The following is a 20,587-nucleotide window of genomic DNA, read 5'->3' on the forward strand; positions in this document are numbered from 1 at the left end:
GCCCCGCCGGCCACGACGTCACGTCAACACCATGTCGGTGTGGCCTTCCAACGTCTGGAGCAGGCGACCGTCGGCCGCATCCCAGATCCGCACCGTCCGATCCCCGCTGGCGGAGGCCAGCAGCCGCCGGCCCGACTCCTCCTGCCACGACGTCACCGCGACACCTCGTCGGTGTGGCCTTCCAACGTCCGGATCAGGCGACCGTCGGCCGCATCCCAGATCCGCACCGTCCGATCTCGCCGGCGGAGGCCAGCAGCCGCCGGCCCGGCCCCCTGCCACGACGTCACCGCCATCACCGGGCCGCTGTGGCCTGCCAATGTCCGGATCAGGCGGCCGTCGGCCGCATCCCAGATCCGCACCGTCCGATCCGTGCCGGCGGAGGCCAGCAGCCGCCGGCCCGACGCCTCCTGCCACGACGTCACCGCGTACACCGTGCCGGCGTGGCCTTCCAACGTCCGGATCAGGCGACCGTCGGCCGCATCCCAGATCCGCACCGTCCGATCCATGCGGCGGAGGCCAGCAGCCACCGGCCCGACTGCTCCTGCCACGACGTCACCGCCACCACCGGGCCGGTATGGCCCTCCAACGTCCCGACCAGGCGACCGTCGGCGCATCCCAGATCCGCACCGACCCGTCCAAGCTGGCGGAGGCCAGCAGCCGCCGCCCGACTCCTCCTCCCACGACGTCACCGCCCACACCGCGCCGGTATGGCCCTCCAACGTCCCGACCAGGCGACCGTCGGCCGCATCCCAGATCCGCACCGACCGCCGATCCGTGCTGGCGGAGGCCAGCAGCCGCCGGCCCGACTCCTCCTGCCACGACGTCACCGCCACACCGCGCCGGGTGTGGCCGGTCAGCAACTGCGGAGACACCACCGCCGGCGGCGGCGTGGCAGCACCGGCGGGAGCCTGCCCGACGTGTGCGTCCGACTCCGCGGTCGCTGCCTCACCCTGGCCAATCCGGCCACTCAACGCCCCGACACTGGTCGCGGGCACAGGTTTCGGGGTCGTTTCCAGCGGCAACCCGCCCACCCGGCACGGCAGGCAACCCCGCCAACCCTGCAGCACCATCCGGCAGGGTCCACAACCGCACCGTCCGGTCATGACTGGCGGAGGCCAGCATCCGCCGGCCCGGCCCCGCCGGCCACGACGTCACCCCCGCACCGCGCGGTGTGGCCTTCCAACGTCCGGAGCAGGCGGCCGTTGGCCGCATCCCAGATCCGCACCGTCCGATCCCCGCTGGTGGAGGCCAGCAGCCGCCGGCCCGACGCCTCCTGCCACGACGTCACCGCCCACACCGGGTCGGTGTGGCCTTCCAACGTCCGGAGCAGGCTACCGTCGGCCGCATCCCAGATCCGCACCGTCTCGTCGTCGCTGGCGGAGGCCAGCAGCCGCCGGCCCGACGCCTCCTGCCACGACGTCACCGCCGACACCGGGCCGGTGTGGCCTGCCAACGTCTGGAGCAGGCGGCCGTCGGCCGCATCCCAGATCCGCACCGTCTCGTCGTCGCTGGCGGAGGCCAGCAGCCGCCGGCCCGACTCGTCCTGCCACGACGTCACCGCCAACACCTCGTCGGTGTGGCCTGCCAACGTCTGGAGCAGGCGGCCGTCGGCCGCATCCCAGATCCGCACCGTCTCGTCCCCGCTGGCGGAGGCCAGCAGCCGCTGGCCCGACTCCTCCTGCCACGACGTCACCGCCAACACCGGGCCGGTGTGGCCTGCCAACGTCCCGATCAGGCGACCGTCGGCCGCATCCCAGATCCGCACCGTCCCATCCGTGCCGGCGGAGGCCAGCAGCCGCCGGCCCGACTCCTCCTGCCACGACGTCACCGCCCGCACCGGGCCGGTGTGGTCTTCCAACGTCCGGATCAGGCGACCGTCGGCCGCATCCCAGATCCGCACCGTCCGATCCATGCCGGCGGAGGCCAGCAGCCGCCGGCCCGACTCCTCCTGCCACGACGTCACCGCCCGCACCCACTCGGTGTGGCCGGTCAGCAGCCGCGGGACACCGCCGGCGGCGTGGCAGCACCGGCGGGAGCCTGCCCGACGTGCGCGTCCGACTCCGCGGTCGCTGCCTCACCCTGGCCAATCCGGCCACTCAACGCCCCGACACTGGTCGCGGACACGGGTGCGGGGTTGTTTCCAGCGGCAGCCCGCCCACCCGGCACGGCAGGCAACCCCGCCAACCCTGCAGCACCATCCGGCAGGGTCCACAACCGCACCGTCCGGTCATGACTGGCGGAGGCCAGCATCCGCCGGCCCGGCCCCGCCGGCCACGACGTCACCCCCCGCACCGCGCGGGTGTGGCCTTCCAACGTCCGGAGCAGGCGGCCGTTGGCCGCATCCCAGATCCGCACCGTCCGATCCCCGCTGGTGGAGGCCAGCAGCCGCCGGCCCGCCCCCTCCTGCCACGACGTCACCGCCCACACCGGGTCGGTGTGGCCTTCCAACGTCCGGAGCAGGCTACCGTCGGCCGCATCCCAGATCCGCACCGTCTCGTCGTCGCTGGCAGAGGCCAGCAGCCGCCGGCCCGACGCCTCCTGCCACGACGTCACCGCCGACACCGGGCCGGTGTGGCCTGCCAACGTCTGGAGCAGGCGGCCGTCGGCCGCATCCCAGATCCGCACCGTCTCGTCGTCGCTGGCGGAGGCCAGCAGCCGCCGGCCCGACTCGTCCTGCCACGACGTCACCGCCAACACCTCGTCGGTGTGGCCTGCCAACGTCTGGAGCAGGCGGCCGTCGGCCGCATCCCAGATCCGCACCGTCTCGTCCCCGCTGGCGGAGGCCAGCAGCCGCCGGCCCGACTCCTCCTGCCACGACGTCACCGCCAACACCGTGCCGGTATGGCCTGCCAACGTCCCGATCAGGCGACCGTCGGCCGCATCCCAGATCCGCACCGTCCCATCCGTGCCGGCGGAGGCCAGCAGCCGCCGGCCCGACTCCTCCTGCCACGACGTCACCGCCCGCACCGGGCCGGTGTGGTCTTCCAACGTCCGGATCAGGCGACCGTCGGCCGCATCCCAGATCCGCACCGTCCGATCCATGCCGGCGGAGGCCAGCAGCCGCCGGCCCGACTCCTCCTGCCACGACGTCACCGCCCGCACCCACTCGGTGTGGCCGGTCAGCAGCCGCGGGGACACCGCCGGCGGCGTGGCAGCACCGGCGGGAGCCTGCCCGACGTGCGCGTCCGACTCCGCGGTCGCTGCCTCACCCTGGCCAATCCGGCCACTCAACTCCCCGACACTGGTCGCGGACACGGGTGCGGGGTTGTTTCCAGCGGCAGCCCGCCCACCCGGCGCGGCAGGCAACCCCGCCAACCCTGCAGCACCATCCGGCAGGGTCCACAACCGCACCGTCCGGTCATGACTGGCGGAGGCCAGCATCCGCCGGCCCGGCCCCGCCGGCCACGACGTCACCTCCAACACCGGGCCGGTGTGGCCTTCCAACGTCCGGAGCAGGCGGCCGTTGGCCGCATCCCAGATCCGCACCGTCCGATCCCCGCTGGTGGAGGCCAGCAGCCGCCGGCCCGCCCCCTCCTGCCACGACGTCACCGCCCACACCGGGTCGGTGTGGCCTTCCAACGTCCGGAGCAGGCTACCGTCGGCCGCATCCCAGATCCGCACCGTCCGATCCTCGCCGGCGGAGGCCAGCAGCCGCCGGCCCGACGCCTCCTGCCACGACGTCACCGCCGACACCGGGCCGGTGTGGCCTGCCAACGTCTGGAGCAGGCGGCCGTCGGCCGCATCCCAGATCCGCACCGTCTCGTCGTCGCTGGCGGAGGCCAGCAGCCGCCGGCCCGACGCCTCCTGCCACGACGTCACCGCCAACACCTCGTCGGTGTGGCCTGCCAACGTCTGGAGCAGGCGGCCGTCGGCCGCATCCCAGATCCGCACCGTCTCGTCCCCGCTGGCGGAGGCCAGCAGCCGCCGGCCCGACTCCTCCTGCCACGACGTCACCGCCAACACCGGGCCGGTGTGGCCTGCCAACGTCCCGATCAGGCGACCGTCGGCCGCATCCCAGATCCGCACCGTCCCATCCGTGCCGGCAGAGGCCAGCAGCCGCCGGCCCGACTCCTCCTGCCACGACGTCACCGCCCGCACCGGGCCGGTGTGGTCTTCCAACGTCCGGATCAGGCGACCGTCGGCCGCATCCCAGATCCGCACCGTCCGATCCATGCCGGCGGAGGCCAGCAGCCGCCGGCCCGACTCCTCCTGCCACGACGTCACCGCCCGCACCCACTCGGTGTGGCCGGTCAGCAGCCGCGGGGACACCGCCGGCGGCGTGGCAGCACCGGCGGGAGCCTGCCCGACGTGTGCGTCCGACTCCGCGGTCGCTGCCTCACCCTGGCCAATCCGGCCACTCAACGCCCCGACACTGGTCGCGGGCACAGGTTCGGGGTCGTTTCCAGCGGCAACCCGCCCACCCGGCACGGCAGGCAACCCCGCCAACCCTGCAGCACCATCCGGCAGGGTCCACAACCGCACCGTCCGGTCATGACTGGCGGAGGCCAGCATCCGCCGGCCCGGCCCCGCCGGCCACGACGTCACCTCCAACACCGGGCCGGTGTGGCCTTCCAACGTCCGGAGCAGGCGGCCGTCGGCCGCATCCCAGATCCGCACCGTCCGATCCCCGCTGGTGGAGGCCAGCAGCCGCCGGCCCGACGCCTCCTGCCACGACGTCACCGCCCACACCGGGCCGGTGTGGCCTTCCAACGTCCGGAGCAGGCGGCCGTCGGCCGCATCCCAGATCCGCACCGACCGATCCTCGCCGGCGGAGGCCAGCAGCCGCCGGCCCGACGCCTCCTGCCACGACGTCACCGCCCGCACTGTGCCGGTGTGGCCTTCCAACGTCCCGACCAGGCGACCGTCGGCCGCATCCCAGATCCGCACCGACCGATCCGCACCGGCGGAGGCCAGCAGCCGCCGGCCCGCCCCCTCCTGCCACGACGTCACCGCCCACACCGTGCCGGTGTGGCCTTCCAACGTCCCGACCAGGCGACCGTCGGCCGCATCCCAGATCCGCACCGACCGATCCGCACCGGCGGAGGCCAGCAGCCGCCGGCCCGCCCCCTCCTGCCACGACGTCACCGCCGACACCGTGCCGGTATGGCCTTCCAACGTCCCGACCAGGCGACCGTCGGCCGCATCCCAGATCCGCACCGACCGATCCGCACCGGCGGAGGCCAGCATCCGCCGGCCCGACGCCTCCTGCCACGACGTCACCGCCGACACCGTGCCGGTATGGCCTTCCAACGTCCCGACCAGGCGACCGTCGGCCGCATCCCAGATCCGCACCGACCGATCCGTGCTGGCGGAGGCCAGCAGCCGCCGGCCCGACTCCTCCTGCCACGACGTCACCGCCCACACCGCGCCGGTGTGGCCGGTCAGCAACTGCGGAGACACCACCGCCGGCGGCGGCGTGGCAGCACCGGCGGGAGCCTGCCCGACGTGCACGTCCGACTCCGCGGTCGCTGCCTCACCCTGGCCAATCCGGCCACTCAACGCCCCGACACTGGTCGCGGGCACAGGTTCGGGGTCGTTTCCAGCGGCAACCCGCCCACCCGGCACGGCAGGCAACCCCGCCAACCCTGCAGCACCATCCGGCAGGGTCCACAACCGCACCGTCCGGTCATGACTGGCGGAGGCCAGCATCCGCCGGCCCGGCCCCGCCGGCCACGACGTCACCGCGAACACCGCGCCGGTGTGGCCTTCCAACGTCCGGAGCAGGCGGCCGTCGGCCGCATCCCAGATCCGCACCGTCCCATCCGTGCCGGCGGAGGCCAGCAGCCGCCGGCCCGACGCCTCCTGCCACGACGTCACCGCCCACACCGGGTCGGTGTGGCCTTCCAACGTCCCGACCAGGCGGCCGTCGGCCGCATCCCAGATCCGCACCGACCGATCCTCGCCGGCGGAGGCCAGCAGCCGCCGGCCCGACGCCTCCTGCCACGACGTCACCGCCCGCACCGTGCCGGTGTGGCCTTCCAACGTCCCGACCAGGCGACCGTCGGCCGCATCCCAGATCCGCACCGACCGATCCGCACCGGCGGAGGCCAGCAGCCGCCGGCCCGCCCCCTCCTGCCACGACGTCACCGCCCACACCGTGCCGGTGTGGCCTTCCAACGTCCCGACCAGGCGACCGTCGGCCGCATCCCAGATCCGCACCGACCGATCCGCACCGGCGGAGGCCAGCAGCCGCCGGCCCGCCCCCTCCTGCCACGACGTCACCGCCGACACCGTGCCGGTATGGCCTTCCAACGTCCCGACCAGGCGACCGTCGGCCGCATCCCAGATCCGCACCGACCGATCCGCACCGGCGGAGGCCAGCATCCGCCGGCCCGACGCCTCCTGCCACGACGTCACCGCCGACACCGTGCCGGTATGGCCTTCCAACGTCCCGACCAGGCGACCGTCGGCCGCATCCCAGATCCGCACCGACCGATCCGTGCTGGCGGAGGCCAGCAGCCGCCGGCCCGACTCCTCCTGCCACGACGTCACCGCCCACACCGCGCCGGTGTGGCCGGTCAGCAACTGCGGAGACACCACCGCCGGCGGCGGCGTGGCAGCACCGGCGGGAGCCTGCCCGACGTGCACGTCCGACTCCGCGGTCGCTGCCTCACCCTGGCCAATCCGGCCACTCAACGCCCCGACACTGGTCGCGGGCACAGGTTCGGGGTCGTTTCCAGCGGCAACCCGCCCACCCGGCACGGCAGGCAACCCCGCCAGCCCCGCAGCACCATCCGGCAGGGTCCACAACCGCACCGTCCGGTCATGACTGGCGGAGGCCAGCATCCGCCGGCCCGGCCCCGCCGGCCACGACGTCACCGCGAACACCGCGCGGGTGTGGCCTTCCAACGTCCGGAGCAGGCGGCCGTCGGCCGCATCCCAGATCCGCACCGTCCCATCCGTGCCGGCGGAGGCCAGCAGCCGCCGGCCCGACGCCTCCTGCCACGACGTCACCGCCCACACCGCGCCGGTGTGGTCTTCCAACGTCTGGAGCAGGCGGCCGTCGGCCGCATCCCAGATCCGCACCGTCTCGTCGTCGCTGGCGGAGGCCAGCAGCCGTCGGCCCGACGCCTCCTGCCACGACGTCACCGCCGACACCTCGTCGGTGTGGCCTGCCAATGTCTGGAGCAGGCGGCCGTCGGCCGCATCCCAGATCCGCACCGTCTCGTCCCCGCTGGCGGAGGCCAGCAGCCGTCGGCCCGACGCCTCCTGCCACGACGTCACCGCCGACACCTCGTCGGTGTGGCCTGCCAATGTCTGGAGCAGGCGACCGTCGGCCGCATCCCAGATCCGCACCGTCTCGTCCCCGCTGGCGGAGGCCAACAGCCGCTGGCCCGACTCCTCCTGCCACGACGTCACCGCCGACACCGGGCCGGTATGGCCCTCCAACGTCCCGACCAGGCGACCGTCGGCCGCATCCCAGATCCGCACCGACCGATCCGTGCTGGTGGAGGCCAACAGCCGCCGGCCCGACTCCTCCTGCCACGACGTCACCGCCCGCACCGGGCCGGTATGGCCTTCCAACGTCCCGACCAGGCGGCCGTCGGCCGCATCCGAGATCCGCACCGTCCGATCCATGCCGGCGGAGGCCACCAGCCGCTGGCCCGACTGCTCCTGCCACGACGTCACCGCCCACACCGCGCCGGTGTGGCCGGTCAGCAACTGCGGGGACACCACCGCCGGCGGCGGCGTGGCAGCACCGGCGGGAGCCTGCCCGACGTGCGCGTCCAGCTCCGCGGCAGCTGCCTCACCCTGGCCAACCCGGCCACTCAACTCCCCGACACTGGTCGCGGACACAGGTCCGGGGTCGTTTCCAGCGGCAACCCGCCCTCCCGGCACAGCAGGCAACCCCGCCGCCAGCCCCGCAGCACCATCCGGCAGGGACCACAACCGCACCGTCCGATCCTCGCTGGCGGAGGCCAGCATCCGCCGGCCCGGCTCCGCCGGCCACGATGTCACCGTCGACACCGCGTCGGTGTGTCCTTCCAATGTCTGGAGCAGGCGTCCGTCGGCCGCATCCCAGATTCGCACCGTCTGATCCTCGCTGGCGGAGGCCACCAGCCACTCGTCCTGCCCCGCCTGCCACGACGTCACCGCCCACACCGGGCCGGTGTGGCCTTCCAACGTCTGGACCAGGCGGCCGTCGGCCGCATCCCAGATCCGCACCGTCCGATCCGCGCTGGCGGAGGCCAGCATCCGCCGGCCCGGCCCCGCCTGCCACGACGTCACCGCCCACACCGGGCCGGTGTGGGCTTCCAATGTCCGAACTAGGCGTCCGTCGGCCGCATCCCAGATCCGCACCGTCCGATCCGCGCTGGCGGAGGCCAGCATCCGCCGGCCCGACTCCTCCTGCCACGACGTCACCGCCCACACCGGGCCGGTGTGGCCGTCCAACGTCTGGACCAGGCGGCCGTCGGCCGCATCCCAGATCCGCACCGTCCGATCCATGCTGGCGGAGGCCAGCAGCCACTCGTCCGGCCCCGTCTGCCACGACGTCACCGCGAACAGCGTGCCGGTGTGGCCTTCCAACGTCTGGACCAGGCGTCCGTCGGCCGCATCCCAGATCCGCACCGTCCGATCCCCGCTGGCGGAGGCCAGCAGCCGTCGGCCCGGCCCCTCCTGCCACGACGTCACCGCCCACACCCAGCCGGTGTGGCCGTCCAATGTCTGGAGCAGGCGGCCGTCGGCCGCATCCCAGATCCGCACCGTCCGATCCCTGCTGGCGGAGGCCAGCAGCCGTCGGCCCGACTCCTCCTGCCACGACGTCACCGCGAACACCGGGCCGGTGTGGCCTTCCAACGTCCGGAGCAGGCGGCCGTCGGCCGCATCCCAGACCCGCACCGTCTCGTCCCCGCTGACGGAGGCCAGCAGCCGCCGGCCCGACGCCTCCTGCCACGACGTCGACGCGTACACCGTGCCGGCGTGGCCGGTCAGCAACTGCGAGGACACCACCGGCGGCGGTGTGGCAGCACCGGCGGGAGCCTGCCCGACGTGCGCGTCCGACTCCGCGGCCCCTGCCTCAACCCGGCCAACCCGGCCACTCAACCCTCCGGTGTCCCCCACGGTCGACGGGGCAGGAGCAGACGATCCGTCACCTTCCACCACCGGATCGGACGGCTGCCTGCCCGGGGCGGAGCCGGCCGAGTCGGCCGGGTCGGTAGAGGTGGCTCGCATCGCCTGGGACGGACTGCGCGGCGTGCTGGTAGAGGCGAGCAGGAACCCGCTGGTGTCGGCGCCCGTCGTGGTGATCGGCCGCGGGTGGCGGGCGGCCTGGCCGAGGAGATCGGTGATGGTGGCGGGTCGCCCGTCCCCGTCGAACGCGGCCACCCGGGTGCTGGATGCGAACAGGTGTCGCAGCCACGGATCACGTATCGGGTCGTCCGGCTCGGGCCGGTCGGCGGCGCCGGGCAGCAGAGGGTCCCGCACCCGGATCCTCGGCGGCCCGGACTCCTGCGGCTGGCTGTGGAGGGCGAACACGTGTTGGGGCTCGTTCGGTGGCGCGGCCCTGACCACGACCATCGACCCCGGCACCGCCCGCAACGCGGCCAGCACGTCCTCTCCCGCGACCCCGTCCGGATGGGCGACACGCTCGGGCACCGTGTCGAGGATCTCCATCAGTTGCGGCCAGCCCATGGTGGGCGCGAGCCGGCCGTCCGGCCCGATGATCCGGTCGTCGAACACCACCCGGTTGCCCAGCCGCTTGTACACGGTTTGGAACACATCGAGCGTGGCCGCCACGCACCACCACAGGTCACCGCTGCTGCCGGGACGCACCTGCTTCCCAGCCGCCCAGTCGGCGGCCCGCTGCCCGGACCCGAACGGCGCGACAGCCTGCCCAGTTGCCGCGACAGCCTGCCCAGTTGCCGGGACAGCCTGCCCAGTTGCCGCGACAGCCGGCTCGCCGCGTCCGACCGGGTCACCACCGACCGGTTCGTGCAGGGAGGACATGTTACTGAACGAATCCCTGTCGCCGGCATCGCGCCCGACCGGGTCGCCGCTGATCAACGCGTTCCGTGAAGAGGCGTCCCTGAACGGGTCCGTGTCCCTGAATTCGCGCTTGGCCGCTTCACCGTTGTCCGACTCGTTCAGCGACGGGACGCCAATGACCGAATCCCCGTCGATGAAGTCGCGTGTGACCGGGTCGCGGCTGATCGGCTCGTCCAGTGAGGAGAGGTCACTGACCGTGAAGGTGTCGTCGGACCTGCCATCGCGGCTGAACATGTCGTCGCCGGAGACGGACATGTCACTGACCGTGAAGGTGTCCGCGGGCCTGCCATCGCGGCTGAAGATGCTGGAAACGGACGTGTCACTGACCGACGTCCTGTCGCTGATGTGGTCGTGGTTCGGCGTGCCGTCGGTGCGGGGGGCAACACCACCCGGCACCGCACCACGGGCGCCGGCCGCATCCGGCGTGCCCGGCGTGCCCGGCGTGCCTGGCGTGCTGGGGGTGGCGGGCGTGGCGTTGCCGGTGGCCTGGGCGAGTACCTGGTGGTATCCGTTGACCCAGTCCTGTCGGAAGGATCCGGCGAGGGTGTCGTGGCTGGCCGGTTCGACGCCGTACTTGCGGGCCAGGGCGGTGAACTGGGTTTCCGCCTGGCTGGTCGCTGCCGCGGTGTGCTGCTCGGGAGTCACCGGCAGCGTCGGCAGGTCGGTACGCCGGTGTGCCGGGGTGTCCGTGCCGGATGCGGTGGTGTCCGGTGCGGTGGTGTCGGGGATGGTCGCGGCCGTGACCCGGGCGGGCAGGTCGGTGACCGCCTGCCGGACCACGTCCGCCACGGCGTTGACCTGCGCGGCGTCGGGCCTGACCACCGCAGCCGACGGCACGGTGGGCGGCACGGTCAGTGGTGCGGTCAGTGGTGCGGCGGGTAGTGGGGTGGCGCCGAGGATCGCGTCGAGGCTCCGCTCCACGTGGGCCCGCACATCCCGCTCGACCGCGGCGCGCACAGCATCCGACGGTGGCGCCGCCGCCCCGGCGCCCCCCGGCACGCCAGCGCCCCTGGCGGGATGACGCCGCCTGGCGGGACGACGCCGCCTGGCAGGGGGACGGTCGCCGGTGTGCCCGTGGTGAAGTACTGGTCGAGGTGATGCTGGACGGCCAGGTGCGCGATCGAACGCAACGCCTGCCGGTCGAACTCCCCGGGCAGCGCCGCGACGACCTGCTCCGGGCGTACCGCCGCCGGGATCTGCCCGCCCGCCGGGACCTGCCCCGCGAGGGTTTCGGTGACCTGGGCGACCGCCCGGTCCCGGACACCGAACAGGAACTGGTCGGTCAGGGCGGTGGCGGGCAGACCGACCTGAGACAGGAAAACAGGGACGGCCGGATCACCCTGCCGGGCGTCGGCCCACTCGGTGAACACCTGCTCGACCGGCACGGGCAGCCCGGCCAGGAACTGCCGCGCCTGCCCCGTCCCGGCCAACAACCCGCCATAGCGGTCCGCCAGTTCCTGCTGGAACCCATGCCACTGCTCCACCACCGGCGCACCGGCGAGCGCGACCCACTGCGGCACCGGCGCAGCCGGCATCGACCACGACGGCACCGACCACGACGGCACGGACAGATCCAGCTTCGGCGCGGGCAGGTCCAGCGCCGGCGCGGGCAGATTCGACGCCGGCAGCAGCGGCACGGGCGGGGGCGGCGGGGCCTGCCCGCCGGTCACCACAGGCTTCGGATCGTCGACCCCAGCCTCGTACCCCGCGGACGTGTCCAACCCCACCGGTGTCGGCCCCACCGGCAGGACCGGCCTACCGTCCGACGTGAGACCGATGTGAGGCACCCGCACCCGGGGCTGCACCACGGCGCGACTCACGACCAGCCCGAGCCCGCTCGCGGCCGCCCCGCCTGCCCCCGAAATCGCCCCGGACAGAAGATCCGCACCAAGATTACCGGGGTCCCAGTACCCATCGACCATCAAGCTGGCACCGATACCGAACAGCCCCTCCCCGAGGGTCTCCGTCACCGGCCGCGTCAGCACATCGGTCAGCAGATGCTTGGTGGTGTCCGACACGGCGAGCTTGCCGACCGCGCCCGCGACAACGCCAGCGGCCCTGCCCAACGCCGGCCCGCCCACCGTGCCGAGGAACGCCGCCGCCCCCGCGAACGCCGCCTGCTTACCGACCGTCGACCAGTTCACCCCCGGCTGCAGACCATCGGTCATCATCGACACCTCGGCCAGCAACGCAGAACCCGGCATGAACAACATCTGCATAGCCGTGCCACTCGCCGCCGACCGCACCAACGCCGAACGCAGAATCGCCTGAATGATCGTCCGCGTCTGCGCGACGTGCGCCGCCGCCCCCACCGGATTCCAGAACCACATCGCCGCGGCGACAGCGAACTCGGCAATCATGAAGTTGAACATGGCCAACGCCGTACGCTTGCCGACCTCCGTCTCCACGAAGAACTTCTTCTCCGCCTCGACCACGGCGAGCATCAGGTCGGCCGTCTCGGCCATCTTCCTCACAAACGGAGCGGTCTGCGCCACGAACCGGTCGAAGGCCTCACCCTCCCCCGCCTGCCGGACCGCCCTGATCGTCTGCTCCAGCAACGGACCCAGCACCGTACGCACCCGACCCGCCAGCGTTCCCAGCGTGCCGATGTCATCCCGCAACAACGGCAGCTCCGCCCGGGACACCCTCATCCCGGTGAACGCTTCCAAAGCCCGCAACGCGCTCTCGCTGAGCTCAAGGGTCGGACCGGCGGCGGCCAACGCGCAACGCTTCCCTCCCGCCCCGAAACAGGGGCACCCAATGCGGATCAGTCAGCCACGTGCAAACCAGCCGCGCTGACCGCCGCTCATGTCCGGCACCAAAATTATGCCGGTCTCCTCCGTGTTGACCCCGACACGCTCTCCGACCGCGGTGCCCACGACATCCTGCTCACCATCACCGACGAAGCCGGCATCACCGCCGACTTCACCGGCGGCCACGTCCTGCGCCACACCTTCGGCACCCGCCTGGTCCGCAAAGGCCACGACCATCGTCCTGGTCGCCGAGCTCATGGGACACGCACGCCTCGAAACCACCCGGGGCGTACAGCTTGCCCACCGACGCCGACCGCGAAGCCGCCATCAACAGCCTCCTCACCGACCGCTGACCAGCGGATTCACCAGCCTATTGCCGTTTCCGGCGTATTCCGGTCGGCCCCCCTACCATCTCACGGCTGAACCGAAGCGCCGGTTCACGCTCGACCTGCGGCCTGAGGGAGACCACCCGGACCGGGCGCAGGTGGTGGTGGACCTGCCACGGGTGGGCGGCAATCCTGCACCGCATCGCCGTCGACGTCGACGAGCTGGCCCGCGCCCGCCGCGTGGCCGACCTGAAGAACGCGGCCGTCCTGCCTGACCGGCGTGCCGAGCGTCGCCGCCGGGCAGCCGAGCCGGAGCTGGACTTCCGCGAGTTCTGCCGCAGCAAACAACTGCCGGCATCCTCGACCCCACACCTCGAACGCGCCTGGGACGCCTGGCAGGCCGAACGACACCGACACGGCGAGACCGACACCCCACCGTTCCAGGCGGACAACCCGTTCCGGCCACGCTGAGGCCCCCGATCACGGCGCGGCCAAAGCAAGACGTTCAGCGGACTAAACGCCATAGCGGTGTTCATGACCCCCGCTCTTACCGGCACACCAACAGCAGGAGGCAGGCCGAGGACTGGCCCGAGACCGCGCAGCCCAGCGCCGGCCTGCCAGGGCGGGCCCGGTGACCGGACGCCCTGGCCGAGGTTCGGCCACGGATGACGGCGGCCGGGGGCGTGCGCCGGTAGCCGCCGAGTCTGTCTGCCTGCGCCAACGCCACCCGCACCCGCCGCAGGCCCAAGGAGCCCGACGCGTGGCCTTGACGACCCCCTCGCTTCACACGCTACCGCCCGGCTGGGTTTGATCCAGCCGGGCGGTAGTCTACCCAAGGCATCGAAATCGACGATTGCATGGAGGATGGGATGGCGATTCGGCGGCGAAGTCTGCGGGTCACGGCTGGATGCGTCGCGGCGACGATGCTGGCGGCGGTGTTGGCGGTGGTCGGGTCCTCTGCTCCCGCGCAGGCTGCATGCACGACCAGCAGTTTCACCGTGGTTTGGGACTACGCGGGGATGTATACCGAGCCCAAGGAGTCAACCCTGTACGGCACCCGTCGTTATGGGCAGGTTGTGACGGGCCCAACAGGGAACACCGCCAACGGATGGACTCTGACTTATGACTGGTGGAACGGCCTGCCGCTGTGGGCGTACATGAAGGATGCGTCGTTGCAGTATCGCGGCTGTTCTTGAACGGGGCTCAGGGGGCGTCAGTCGGTAGACGGTCGAGGAAACGGCCTGGTCGGCCCGGCAGGCCGTTCCACGTCCCCCTCAAAGATCAAAGATTTGGCGGGCTGGGACAGCTACCCAAGCGCGGGGCCGTGGCTCCCGTGGGTTCAGCGAAACTGACGGTTCCTCACCGGGAACCCAAGGGGCCGTCGCTGCTCGGAAGCGTGGCTGCATCCTTGGGTTCGAGGGAACAGGCGATGGCGTGCCGCTCGGCTTCGGTCTTCAGGATCTGTCGGGCGGCGTTGGCGTAGCGGATGGCGGTCTTGTCATCGAGGCCGAACACGGCGGCCAGGTGCAGCGGGTCGGGGCCGTGGGTGAGGGCTTCTTCGAGTTGGCGGTCTACTCGTAGGCGTTCGAGGGTAGCGGCTAGCCCCTTCAATCGTTGCGCGGCACGCTCGTGCCCCGCGGCCCAGGCATCCTCGACATGGGTGCGATGAACATGGACATACCTCATAGTTGTGGCGATCCAGGAATGGCCGAGGACCTCCTGGATCGAGATCAGATCAAGGCCGCCCTGATAGAGCCGCGAGGCCGCATAGTGGCGCAGCACGTGCGGAGTGAGCGTGTCCGCCCAGCCCGGCAAGTGCTTGGCGGCGGCCTCGGCCAGCCCCGCGCGCAGCGCGTCGTCACCGACCCGACGGCAGGTGCCGTCGGCGTGCTTACGCTCGGAGGGGAACAGTGGCGCGCCGGGCCGGACGTGGTCGTCGTCGAAGTGGCCCCACACGTCGGCGACGAACCAGGCGAGGGTCCGCCGCGCGTTGTTGATCAGCGGCACGATCCGCTCCCGCGGCCCGGAACCCCGCGCGCCCTGCCGTGACGCACATGCAACTTGCCGAGCCGCGCGGCGAAGGCGGACCGGTTGGCGGCGGCGGCCCTCGCGCCGTACGCGGCGTGGACGCTCTTCGCCACCGCGCTGAACGCCGCCGTCGTGGTGCTCAATCCCCAAGACTGAACCAACGGCGCGGGCCGCCGTCAACCGCCGAAGCTGAGGGCCTGCCGCAGTTCCGCGTCGAGGCTCTCGGCGTACTGCGGATCGGGTTCCGCCCCGGCGGCGCTGAGGACGGTGCTGAAGAAGCACCGGGCGGCGGCGGCGAGGATCACCTGGAATATCTCCGTGTCGTCGAGACCGTGACCGCGCAGGCCCGCGACGTCGGCCTCGGTGACGGAGGTCGCGTCGGCCGCGACCTTACCGGCGAACTCGACCACCGCGACCTCCTGCGCGGAAAGGCCGGCGCTGCCGTGGTCCGACGCGATGGCGGCGACCGTCGCCGCGTCGAAGAACCTGTCGCGCAGCACCTTCCCGTGTGCCAGGCCGCAGTAGGAGGACCGCAGGGCCCGGGCCGCGGCGAGGGTCACCAACTCGTAGCGGCGCAACTCCATCCCGGCCCGCACCGCGCCGCCGAGCTGTTGCCATGCCGCGTACGCGGCGGGGCTGTGCGCGAACACCCTCGTGTAGTTGGGCAGGTAGCCCATCGCCCTCGTGTCCGCGTCGAACATCCGCTCGGCGTCCGGCGACTGCTCAGCGGGCTTGAGAAAGCTCATCCGACTCCTCCATCGGCTCGACCGCAGAGACCGTACGCCGCCTGACCGCCGGAGACTGTCGGGAACCACGCTCAAGAACGAATCACCGGCGGCCCGCTCCGCCGGGCCCGCCTGCGCCGCCCGACGCGGACCGCGTACGTGACGGCGCCGGCCAGGAAGAGGGCGCCGGTGAGCCACAGCCACCGGACGAGCTCGGCGTGGCGCGGCAGGCCGGTGGCGGCGGCGTACGTCGGGCGGCCCAGCCCGAGGATGCCGGGCAGGTAGACCAGGAACAGCAGCGCCGCGGCGAGGGCCGGCACCCGGACGTGGTTCAGCGCCGACACCCGGCCCGCGTTCGCGGTACGCGGGCCGCCGGGCAGCAGCCGGCGCAGCGCCGCGTCGGCCGCGGCGTAGACCGGGAACAGGAACAGGTCGTGGACGAGCGCCGCCCCGACGAACCACACCAGCATCCACCCGGCCATGGGTGCCCCGGCCAGCCGGAGCGCGACCCATCCGGCGACCGCGAGGCTGGCGAGGACGAGGACCAGGTGGCGGGGGCCGGCGCCGTACGCGGCGCGGAGCCGGCGGGCCGGATCAGCCACCGGAGCCCGGCCGGAAGTCGATGGCGTGGACCCACTTGGTGCAGTGGACGCCGGGCAGCGCCGGGACGATGACGCGGGCCGGGTAGCCGTGGTCGAGGGACAGGTCGACGCCGTTGACCCGCAGGGCCAGCAGCGCGTCCGGGTCCCGGACCTGGTTGGCCTGGAGCACGGCCCGGTTGAACAGTCCGGCCTTCTCCAGGGAGCGGACGAGCGCGGACGCGGGCTCGGGCACCCCGGCGAGGGCGGCCAGGTCGCGCAGCCGTACCCCGGTCCAGGTCTGCGAGGTCGACCAGCCCTCGACGCAGGCGATCGGCAGTTCCGCCGTGTGCTGCGGCATGCCGAGCAGCTGCGCCCGGTCCAGCGCGACCTGCCGTCCCCCGGCGGTCAGGGTGAGCCGCCAGTCGGGTCCCGTGTCGGCGTCGCGTACGCCGGCCGCGGCCGCCGCCCGGTTCACGGGGAAGCCGTTCGGCCCCGGGCCGTGCCCCCGGCCGCGGGGCAGCAGCAGTGCGGTGCGGCGCAGCGGATCGATGGACTGCCCGATCGTCAGCGCGGCCAGCAGCAGCGACAGCCCGCCGACGAGGGTCAGGGCGCCACGCCGGGTCACCGTGGCGGGCCCCGGCCGGGCGGACACCAGCCCGTCGGGGTCGGGCGGCTCCGGACGGGTGTCAGCGACGGGGCCGCCCGGTCGACCGTGCCCCGGTCCGCCTCGATCCGTGGCCGGCGCTCCCCGCGGCGGCCCGGACCGCAGCGCGGAGACCAGGCGGGGCAGCTTGAGCGCGACGTGCGCGACGAAGGCGGCGGTGAACACCCACGCCCCGAAGTAGTGCGCGGTGTAGAAGTCGAAGCCGAACAGGTAGGCGTACTGGATGTCCAGCACGCCGGTGGCGATCTGGAAGAGGATCCCGCCGACGAGCAGCAGCAGCGTCACCCGTTCGAGGAGCTGCGCCGGCGAGCGGGCCGGCGGCCAGTCGAACAGCTTCGGGATCACCGACCACAGCTTCGCCAGCACGACCGGCACGAGGACGATGCCGAGGGCGACGTGCAGCCCCTGGGTGACGCGGAACAGCCACGCCGGCCGGGTCGGCCAGTCGAACAGCGGCAGCCGCAGCCAGCCCACGTCGGGGGGCAGGGCCTGGCCGAACCGCGGCCCGTACGCGGCGTAGTCGAGCAGGCCGGTGACGATCACCAGGGGCAGGCCGACCAGGAGCACGAGGCCGTAGACGCTGGTCAGCCACGGGCCGCGCAGCGGGCTGCGCCACCGGCGGTCGAGCCCGGCGATCCCCGGCGGCGGGCGCCGGTCCAGGGCTCTCCACAGCCGGCGCGGGAACGCTTGACCGGTGTCGTCGGCCGGCCGGCCCCCGCCGCCCGCGGGTCCGGCCGGGTACGGGTCGCTGCCGGCGATGGCCCCTCCCCCTGTCCGCGCGCGTCCTGCCTACGCCACCGATTAACGGACAGGCGACGCCGGGGACGCGGCATCCGGCACTGATCCAGCGGCCGGACGCCGCGTCGCGATGTTGGCAGCTCAGCTACTCCCTGTCCGGCGGGTCGAGTTGCTCGTCCCTCGACGTCCGCGCGCCGACCGCCGGCCGGGCGGTACGTGGCGTCAGGCGAGGTCGTACGCCAGGCCGGGCCAGAACCTCGGCAGCGCGCTGAACCAGGCCTTCCGCGGCGTCGTGTTGCACCCCGCCGTGCTGCGGCTGTGCAGGCCGAACGCGTACCGGCGGCCCGACGACGGGAGCCAGTAGACGCCGCCCCCGCTGTCACCGGGGCACGGGTCGTACCCCTCGTACCGGGTGAGTCCACGCACGGCCGCGTCGCTGGTCTTGGTGACCACCCCGCACGGGTTGCCCGAGGTGGCGGGCGCCGCGTAGCGGGCCGAGACGCAGACGACGTCGCCGACCCAGATGAAGGACATCGTGTGCGCCCGACCCTTCACCGGAACCCAGGTCGAGCCGGAGATGGCGATCCGGCCGAGCGTGTCCGCCGCGTACCCGGCGTTGGTGACCTGGATGGCCGAGGCGTCGACCGGGCCGGAGTCGATCGCGTTGACCGGGTTCAGCGGGCCGATCGGCGTGCCGGCGGTGGACCAGTTGGTCATCGTGCCGCTGCCGCAGTGCCCGGCGGTCAGCGCCCAGCGCACGCCGCTGCTGCGGGCCGTGAAGCCCAGCGAGCAACCGCCGCCGGTGCGCCTGATCACCAGCCCGGCGCGCAGGCTGTCGTTGCAGTTGGCCCGCGAGGTGCAGACGTCGTCCTCGATCTGGTCGGTGGACGCCGGAACGAGGCTCTCCTTCTTGCAAGGCTGACTGGACATCAGGAGTGCGGCACCGCCGGGAAAATACATCCACGACTGTCGAGGAGGTGACACGGTGACGACTGTTCCGGACGACCTGCCGATCATCGAGCGCCGCGCGGTGCGGCTGGTGGTGCTCGACGCGGACGGGCGGCTGCTGCTGTTCCACACCCGCGACCCGGACCACCCCCGGCTGGGCACGTGGTGGGAGCTGCCCGGCGGCGGGATGGACCCGGGCGAGACGTACCTCGACACGGCCGTGCGGGAGCTGCGCGAGGAGACCGGCATCCGGGTGGACCCGGCGCGGGTCGGGCCGCCGAGCTGGCGTCGGCGGGTCAGCTTCATCCACCGGCAGTTGCGCCACGTGCAGGACGAGGTGATCGTCACGGTACGCCTCGACCGCCCCGGCCCGGACGTCGACGAGACCGACCGGCTCGACTACGAACGCGAGGACTACTTCGGCTTCCGCTGGTGGCCGGTCGACGACGTGGTGGCGAGCCGCGAGCGGTTCTACCCGGGCCGGCTGCCCGGGCTGCTCGCCGGGTTCCTGGCCGGCGACGAGATCGACGAGCCGTTCGAGCTGTGGTCATGACTACCGGCCCGGGCGGGCACAGTGGAGGCATGTCGACGACTCTCCACGCCCCGCTGTCCCGCTACGCCGCCCGGCTGCACGCCTCGGTCGGCGACCGGCACCACGTCGCGTCCCCGCTCGGCGCCTGGCTGCTGCTCGCGCTCTGCGCGGCGGCACCCCGCGCCGCCGCCGATCCTGACGGCGAGCATGGTCTCGCCGAGTTCCTCGGCTGCGATCGGGCGACCGCCGCCCGGGCCGCCGCCGCGCTGCTCGACGCCCCGCACCCCCTGGTGCCGTCGGCGACCGCCGGGTGGCACCGCCCGGACGCGGACACCGCGCGGCTGGCCGCCTGGCGGGCCGTCCTCCCCCGCGCCACGGACACCGGCGAACTGCCGGACCAGGCGGGGCTCGACGCGTGGGCGCGCGAGCACAGCGCCGGGCTGATCGACCGGTTCCCGCTGACCGTCTCGCCCGAGGTGGTGCTGGCGCTGGCGTCGGCGCTGGCCACCCGGGTGTCGTGGGCGGAGCCGTTCGACGTCGCCCCGGCGTCGGCGCTCGGCCCGGCCAGCCCGTGGGCCGGGCGGCTGACGCGGGTGCTGCGCAGCCCCGCGCATGGGCACCGGGCGTGGATCGCCGCGACGCCCGAGGCCGGCGACGTGGCGGTGCACGTGGCAAACGCCCGGCCGGCGCCGGAGCACGCCGGGGCGGGGCTGTCGGTCCTCTCGGTCGCCGCCGCCCCCGACGTCGCCCCCGCCGACGTGCTGGCCGCCGCGTACCGGATCGCCGCCGACGCCGACGCGGCCGAGCCGGCCGGGCGGCGGTCGCTGTTCGACCTGCCGCTCGGCGAGGCGCCGCTGTGGACGCTGCGCGAGGAGGTCGTCCACACCCACGCCCGGGGCGGCCGGGAGGAGCGGCACGCGGCGGTGCTGCCCCGCTGGTCGGCGCGGAACGAGCACGACGTGACCGACCTGGGATTCCGCCCGGCCGTCGCGGCGGTCGCGCCGGGATTGCGCGCGGAGGCGCGGCAGGCGACGGTGGCCAGCTACACGCGGTACGGGTTCGAGGCCGCCGCCGTCACCGGGGCGTTCGGGCTGGTCAGCCTGCCGCCGGAGGGGGTGGCCCGGACGGCGGAACTGCGCTTCGGCCACCCGTACGCGGTGGTCGCCGTGGCCACCGACCGCCGGGCCGGCGGGGCGGGGCCGTGGCACGGGGTGCCGGTCTTCTCGGCGTGGGTCGCCGAGCCCGAGGACCTGCCGGACAGCGAGGCCGCCTGAGACGCCGGTGGGGGCCTCCGGCCGACGTCGG

At 73.4% G+C, this 20,587-nt stretch carries 16 protein-coding genes; 5 read left to right on the forward strand and 11 right to left on the reverse strand.

Annotated features, from left to right (window positions below; all coding sequences use genetic code 11):
* Positions 1-18: 18 nt before the first annotated feature.
* From JD77_RS31695 to JD77_RS31700, 6 genes are all read right to left on the reverse strand, one after another.
* The gene (locus JD77_RS31695; RefSeq protein WP_170286322.1) at positions 19-156 is read right to left on the reverse strand and encodes a hypothetical protein; all 138 of its coding nucleotides are present in this window, start codon (positions 154-156) and stop codon (positions 19-21) included.
* Positions 153-995 carry a WD40 repeat domain-containing protein gene (locus JD77_RS00005; RefSeq protein ID WP_170286323.1) on the reverse strand — a complete coding sequence of 281 codons (843 nt, stop codon included), beginning with the start codon at positions 993-995 and terminating at the stop codon, positions 153-155. The genes JD77_RS31695 and JD77_RS00005 overlap by 4 nt, the downstream gene beginning before the upstream one ends.
* Before the next feature lie 104 nt (positions 996-1,099).
* Positions 1,100-1,963 carry a WD40 repeat domain-containing protein gene (locus tag JD77_RS00010; protein WP_145772488.1) on the reverse strand — a complete coding sequence of 288 codons (864 nt, stop codon included), beginning with the start codon at positions 1,961-1,963 and terminating at the stop codon, positions 1,100-1,102.
* A gap of 26 nt (positions 1,964-1,989) precedes the next feature.
* Positions 1,990-10,944, reverse strand: coding sequence for a WD40 repeat domain-containing protein (locus tag JD77_RS00015; protein ID WP_145772489.1), 8,955 nt, complete (start codon positions 10,942-10,944; stop codon positions 1,990-1,992).
* A complete protein-coding gene (locus JD77_RS00020) occupies positions 10,851-12,665 on the reverse strand; it encodes a hypothetical protein (RefSeq protein ID WP_145772490.1) in 1,815 nt (604 codons plus the stop codon). The genes JD77_RS00015 and JD77_RS00020 overlap by 94 nt, the downstream gene beginning before the upstream one ends.
* Before the next feature lie 93 nt (positions 12,666-12,758).
* Complete coding sequence (locus JD77_RS31700) at positions 12,759-12,971, reverse strand: hypothetical protein (protein ID WP_211372885.1); 213 nt, start codon at positions 12,969-12,971, stop codon at positions 12,759-12,761.
* A gap of 335 nt (positions 12,972-13,306) precedes the next feature.
* Between JD77_RS31700 and JD77_RS00025 the strand changes: the two genes are divergently transcribed.
* Positions 13,307-13,537: a hypothetical protein gene (locus JD77_RS00025; RefSeq protein WP_145772491.1), complete on the forward strand. Its 231-nt coding sequence runs from the start codon at positions 13,307-13,309 to the stop codon at positions 13,535-13,537.
* Positions 13,538-13,935: 398 nt separating this feature from the next.
* Positions 13,936-14,262: a hypothetical protein gene (locus JD77_RS00030; RefSeq protein ID WP_145772492.1), complete on the forward strand. Its 327-nt coding sequence runs from the start codon at positions 13,936-13,938 to the stop codon at positions 14,260-14,262.
* A gap of 163 nt (positions 14,263-14,425) precedes the next feature.
* On the opposite strand, the gene JD77_RS33145 is transcribed toward JD77_RS00030, so the two are convergent.
* On the reverse strand, positions 14,426-15,073 hold the full coding sequence (locus JD77_RS33145; protein WP_145772493.1) for a tyrosine-type recombinase/integrase: 648 nt from the start codon (positions 15,071-15,073) through the stop codon (positions 14,426-14,428).
* Between the two features lie 54 nt (positions 15,074-15,127).
* Between JD77_RS33145 and JD77_RS00040 the strand changes: the two genes are divergently transcribed.
* A complete protein-coding gene (locus JD77_RS00040; RefSeq protein WP_211372443.1) occupies positions 15,128-15,250 on the forward strand; it encodes a tryptophan-rich sensory protein in 123 nt (40 codons plus the stop codon).
* A 20-nt stretch (positions 15,251-15,270) separates the two neighbouring features.
* On the opposite strand, the gene JD77_RS00045 is transcribed toward JD77_RS00040, so the two are convergent.
* The 4 genes from JD77_RS00045 to JD77_RS00060 form a co-directional block, all read right to left on the reverse strand.
* Positions 15,271-15,840, reverse strand: coding sequence for a carboxymuconolactone decarboxylase family protein (locus JD77_RS00045; RefSeq protein WP_246140456.1), 570 nt, complete (start codon positions 15,838-15,840; stop codon positions 15,271-15,273).
* 71 nt (positions 15,841-15,911) lie between these two features.
* A complete protein-coding gene (locus tag JD77_RS00050) occupies positions 15,912-16,421 on the reverse strand; it encodes a hypothetical protein (protein WP_145772494.1) in 510 nt (169 codons plus the stop codon).
* Positions 16,414-17,736, reverse strand: coding sequence for a molybdopterin-dependent oxidoreductase (locus tag JD77_RS00055; protein ID WP_246141170.1), 1,323 nt, complete (start codon positions 17,734-17,736; stop codon positions 16,414-16,416). Before JD77_RS00055 ends, JD77_RS00050 begins: the two co-directional genes overlap by 8 nt.
* Positions 17,737-18,024: 288 nt before the next feature.
* The gene (locus JD77_RS00060) at positions 18,025-18,732 is read right to left on the reverse strand and encodes a chymotrypsin family serine protease (protein ID WP_145772496.1); all 708 of its coding nucleotides are present in this window, start codon (positions 18,730-18,732) and stop codon (positions 18,025-18,027) included.
* A gap of 55 nt (positions 18,733-18,787) precedes the next feature.
* On the opposite strand from JD77_RS00060, the gene JD77_RS00065 reads away from it, so the two are divergent.
* Together JD77_RS00065 and JD77_RS00070 are read left to right on the forward strand one after the other, a co-directional pair.
* Entirely contained in the window at positions 18,788-19,303 is a 516-nt protein-coding gene (locus JD77_RS00065) for an NUDIX hydrolase (protein ID WP_145772497.1), read from the forward strand.
* A gap of 29 nt (positions 19,304-19,332) precedes the next feature.
* Entirely contained in the window at positions 19,333-20,556 is a 1,224-nt protein-coding gene (locus JD77_RS00070; protein ID WP_145772498.1) for a hypothetical protein, read from the forward strand.
* Positions 20,557-20,587: the final 31 nt, after the last annotated feature.

Origin of the sequence: Micromonospora olivasterospora, assembly GCF_007830265.1 — a bacterium.
In the GTDB taxonomy this organism is placed as follows: domain Bacteria; phylum Actinomycetota; class Actinomycetes; order Mycobacteriales; family Micromonosporaceae; genus Micromonospora; species Micromonospora olivasterospora.

Bases quoted from the DNA above. Each gene is read 5' to 3' on its own strand.
- JD77_RS00060 (WP_145772496.1), bottom strand. From the start codon at position 18,732: ATGTCCAGTCAGCCTTGCAAGAAGGAGAGCCTCGTTCCGGCGTCCACC.
- JD77_RS00070 (WP_145772498.1), top strand. From the start codon at position 19,333: ATGTCGACGACTCTCCACGCCCCGCTGTCCCGCTACGCCGCCCGGCTG.
- JD77_RS00045 (WP_246140456.1), bottom strand. From the start codon at position 15,840: ATGAGCTTTCTCAAGCCCGCTGAGCAGTCGCCGGACGCCGAGCGGATG.
- JD77_RS00030 (WP_145772492.1), top strand. From the start codon at position 13,936: ATGGCGATTCGGCGGCGAAGTCTGCGGGTCACGGCTGGATGCGTCGCG.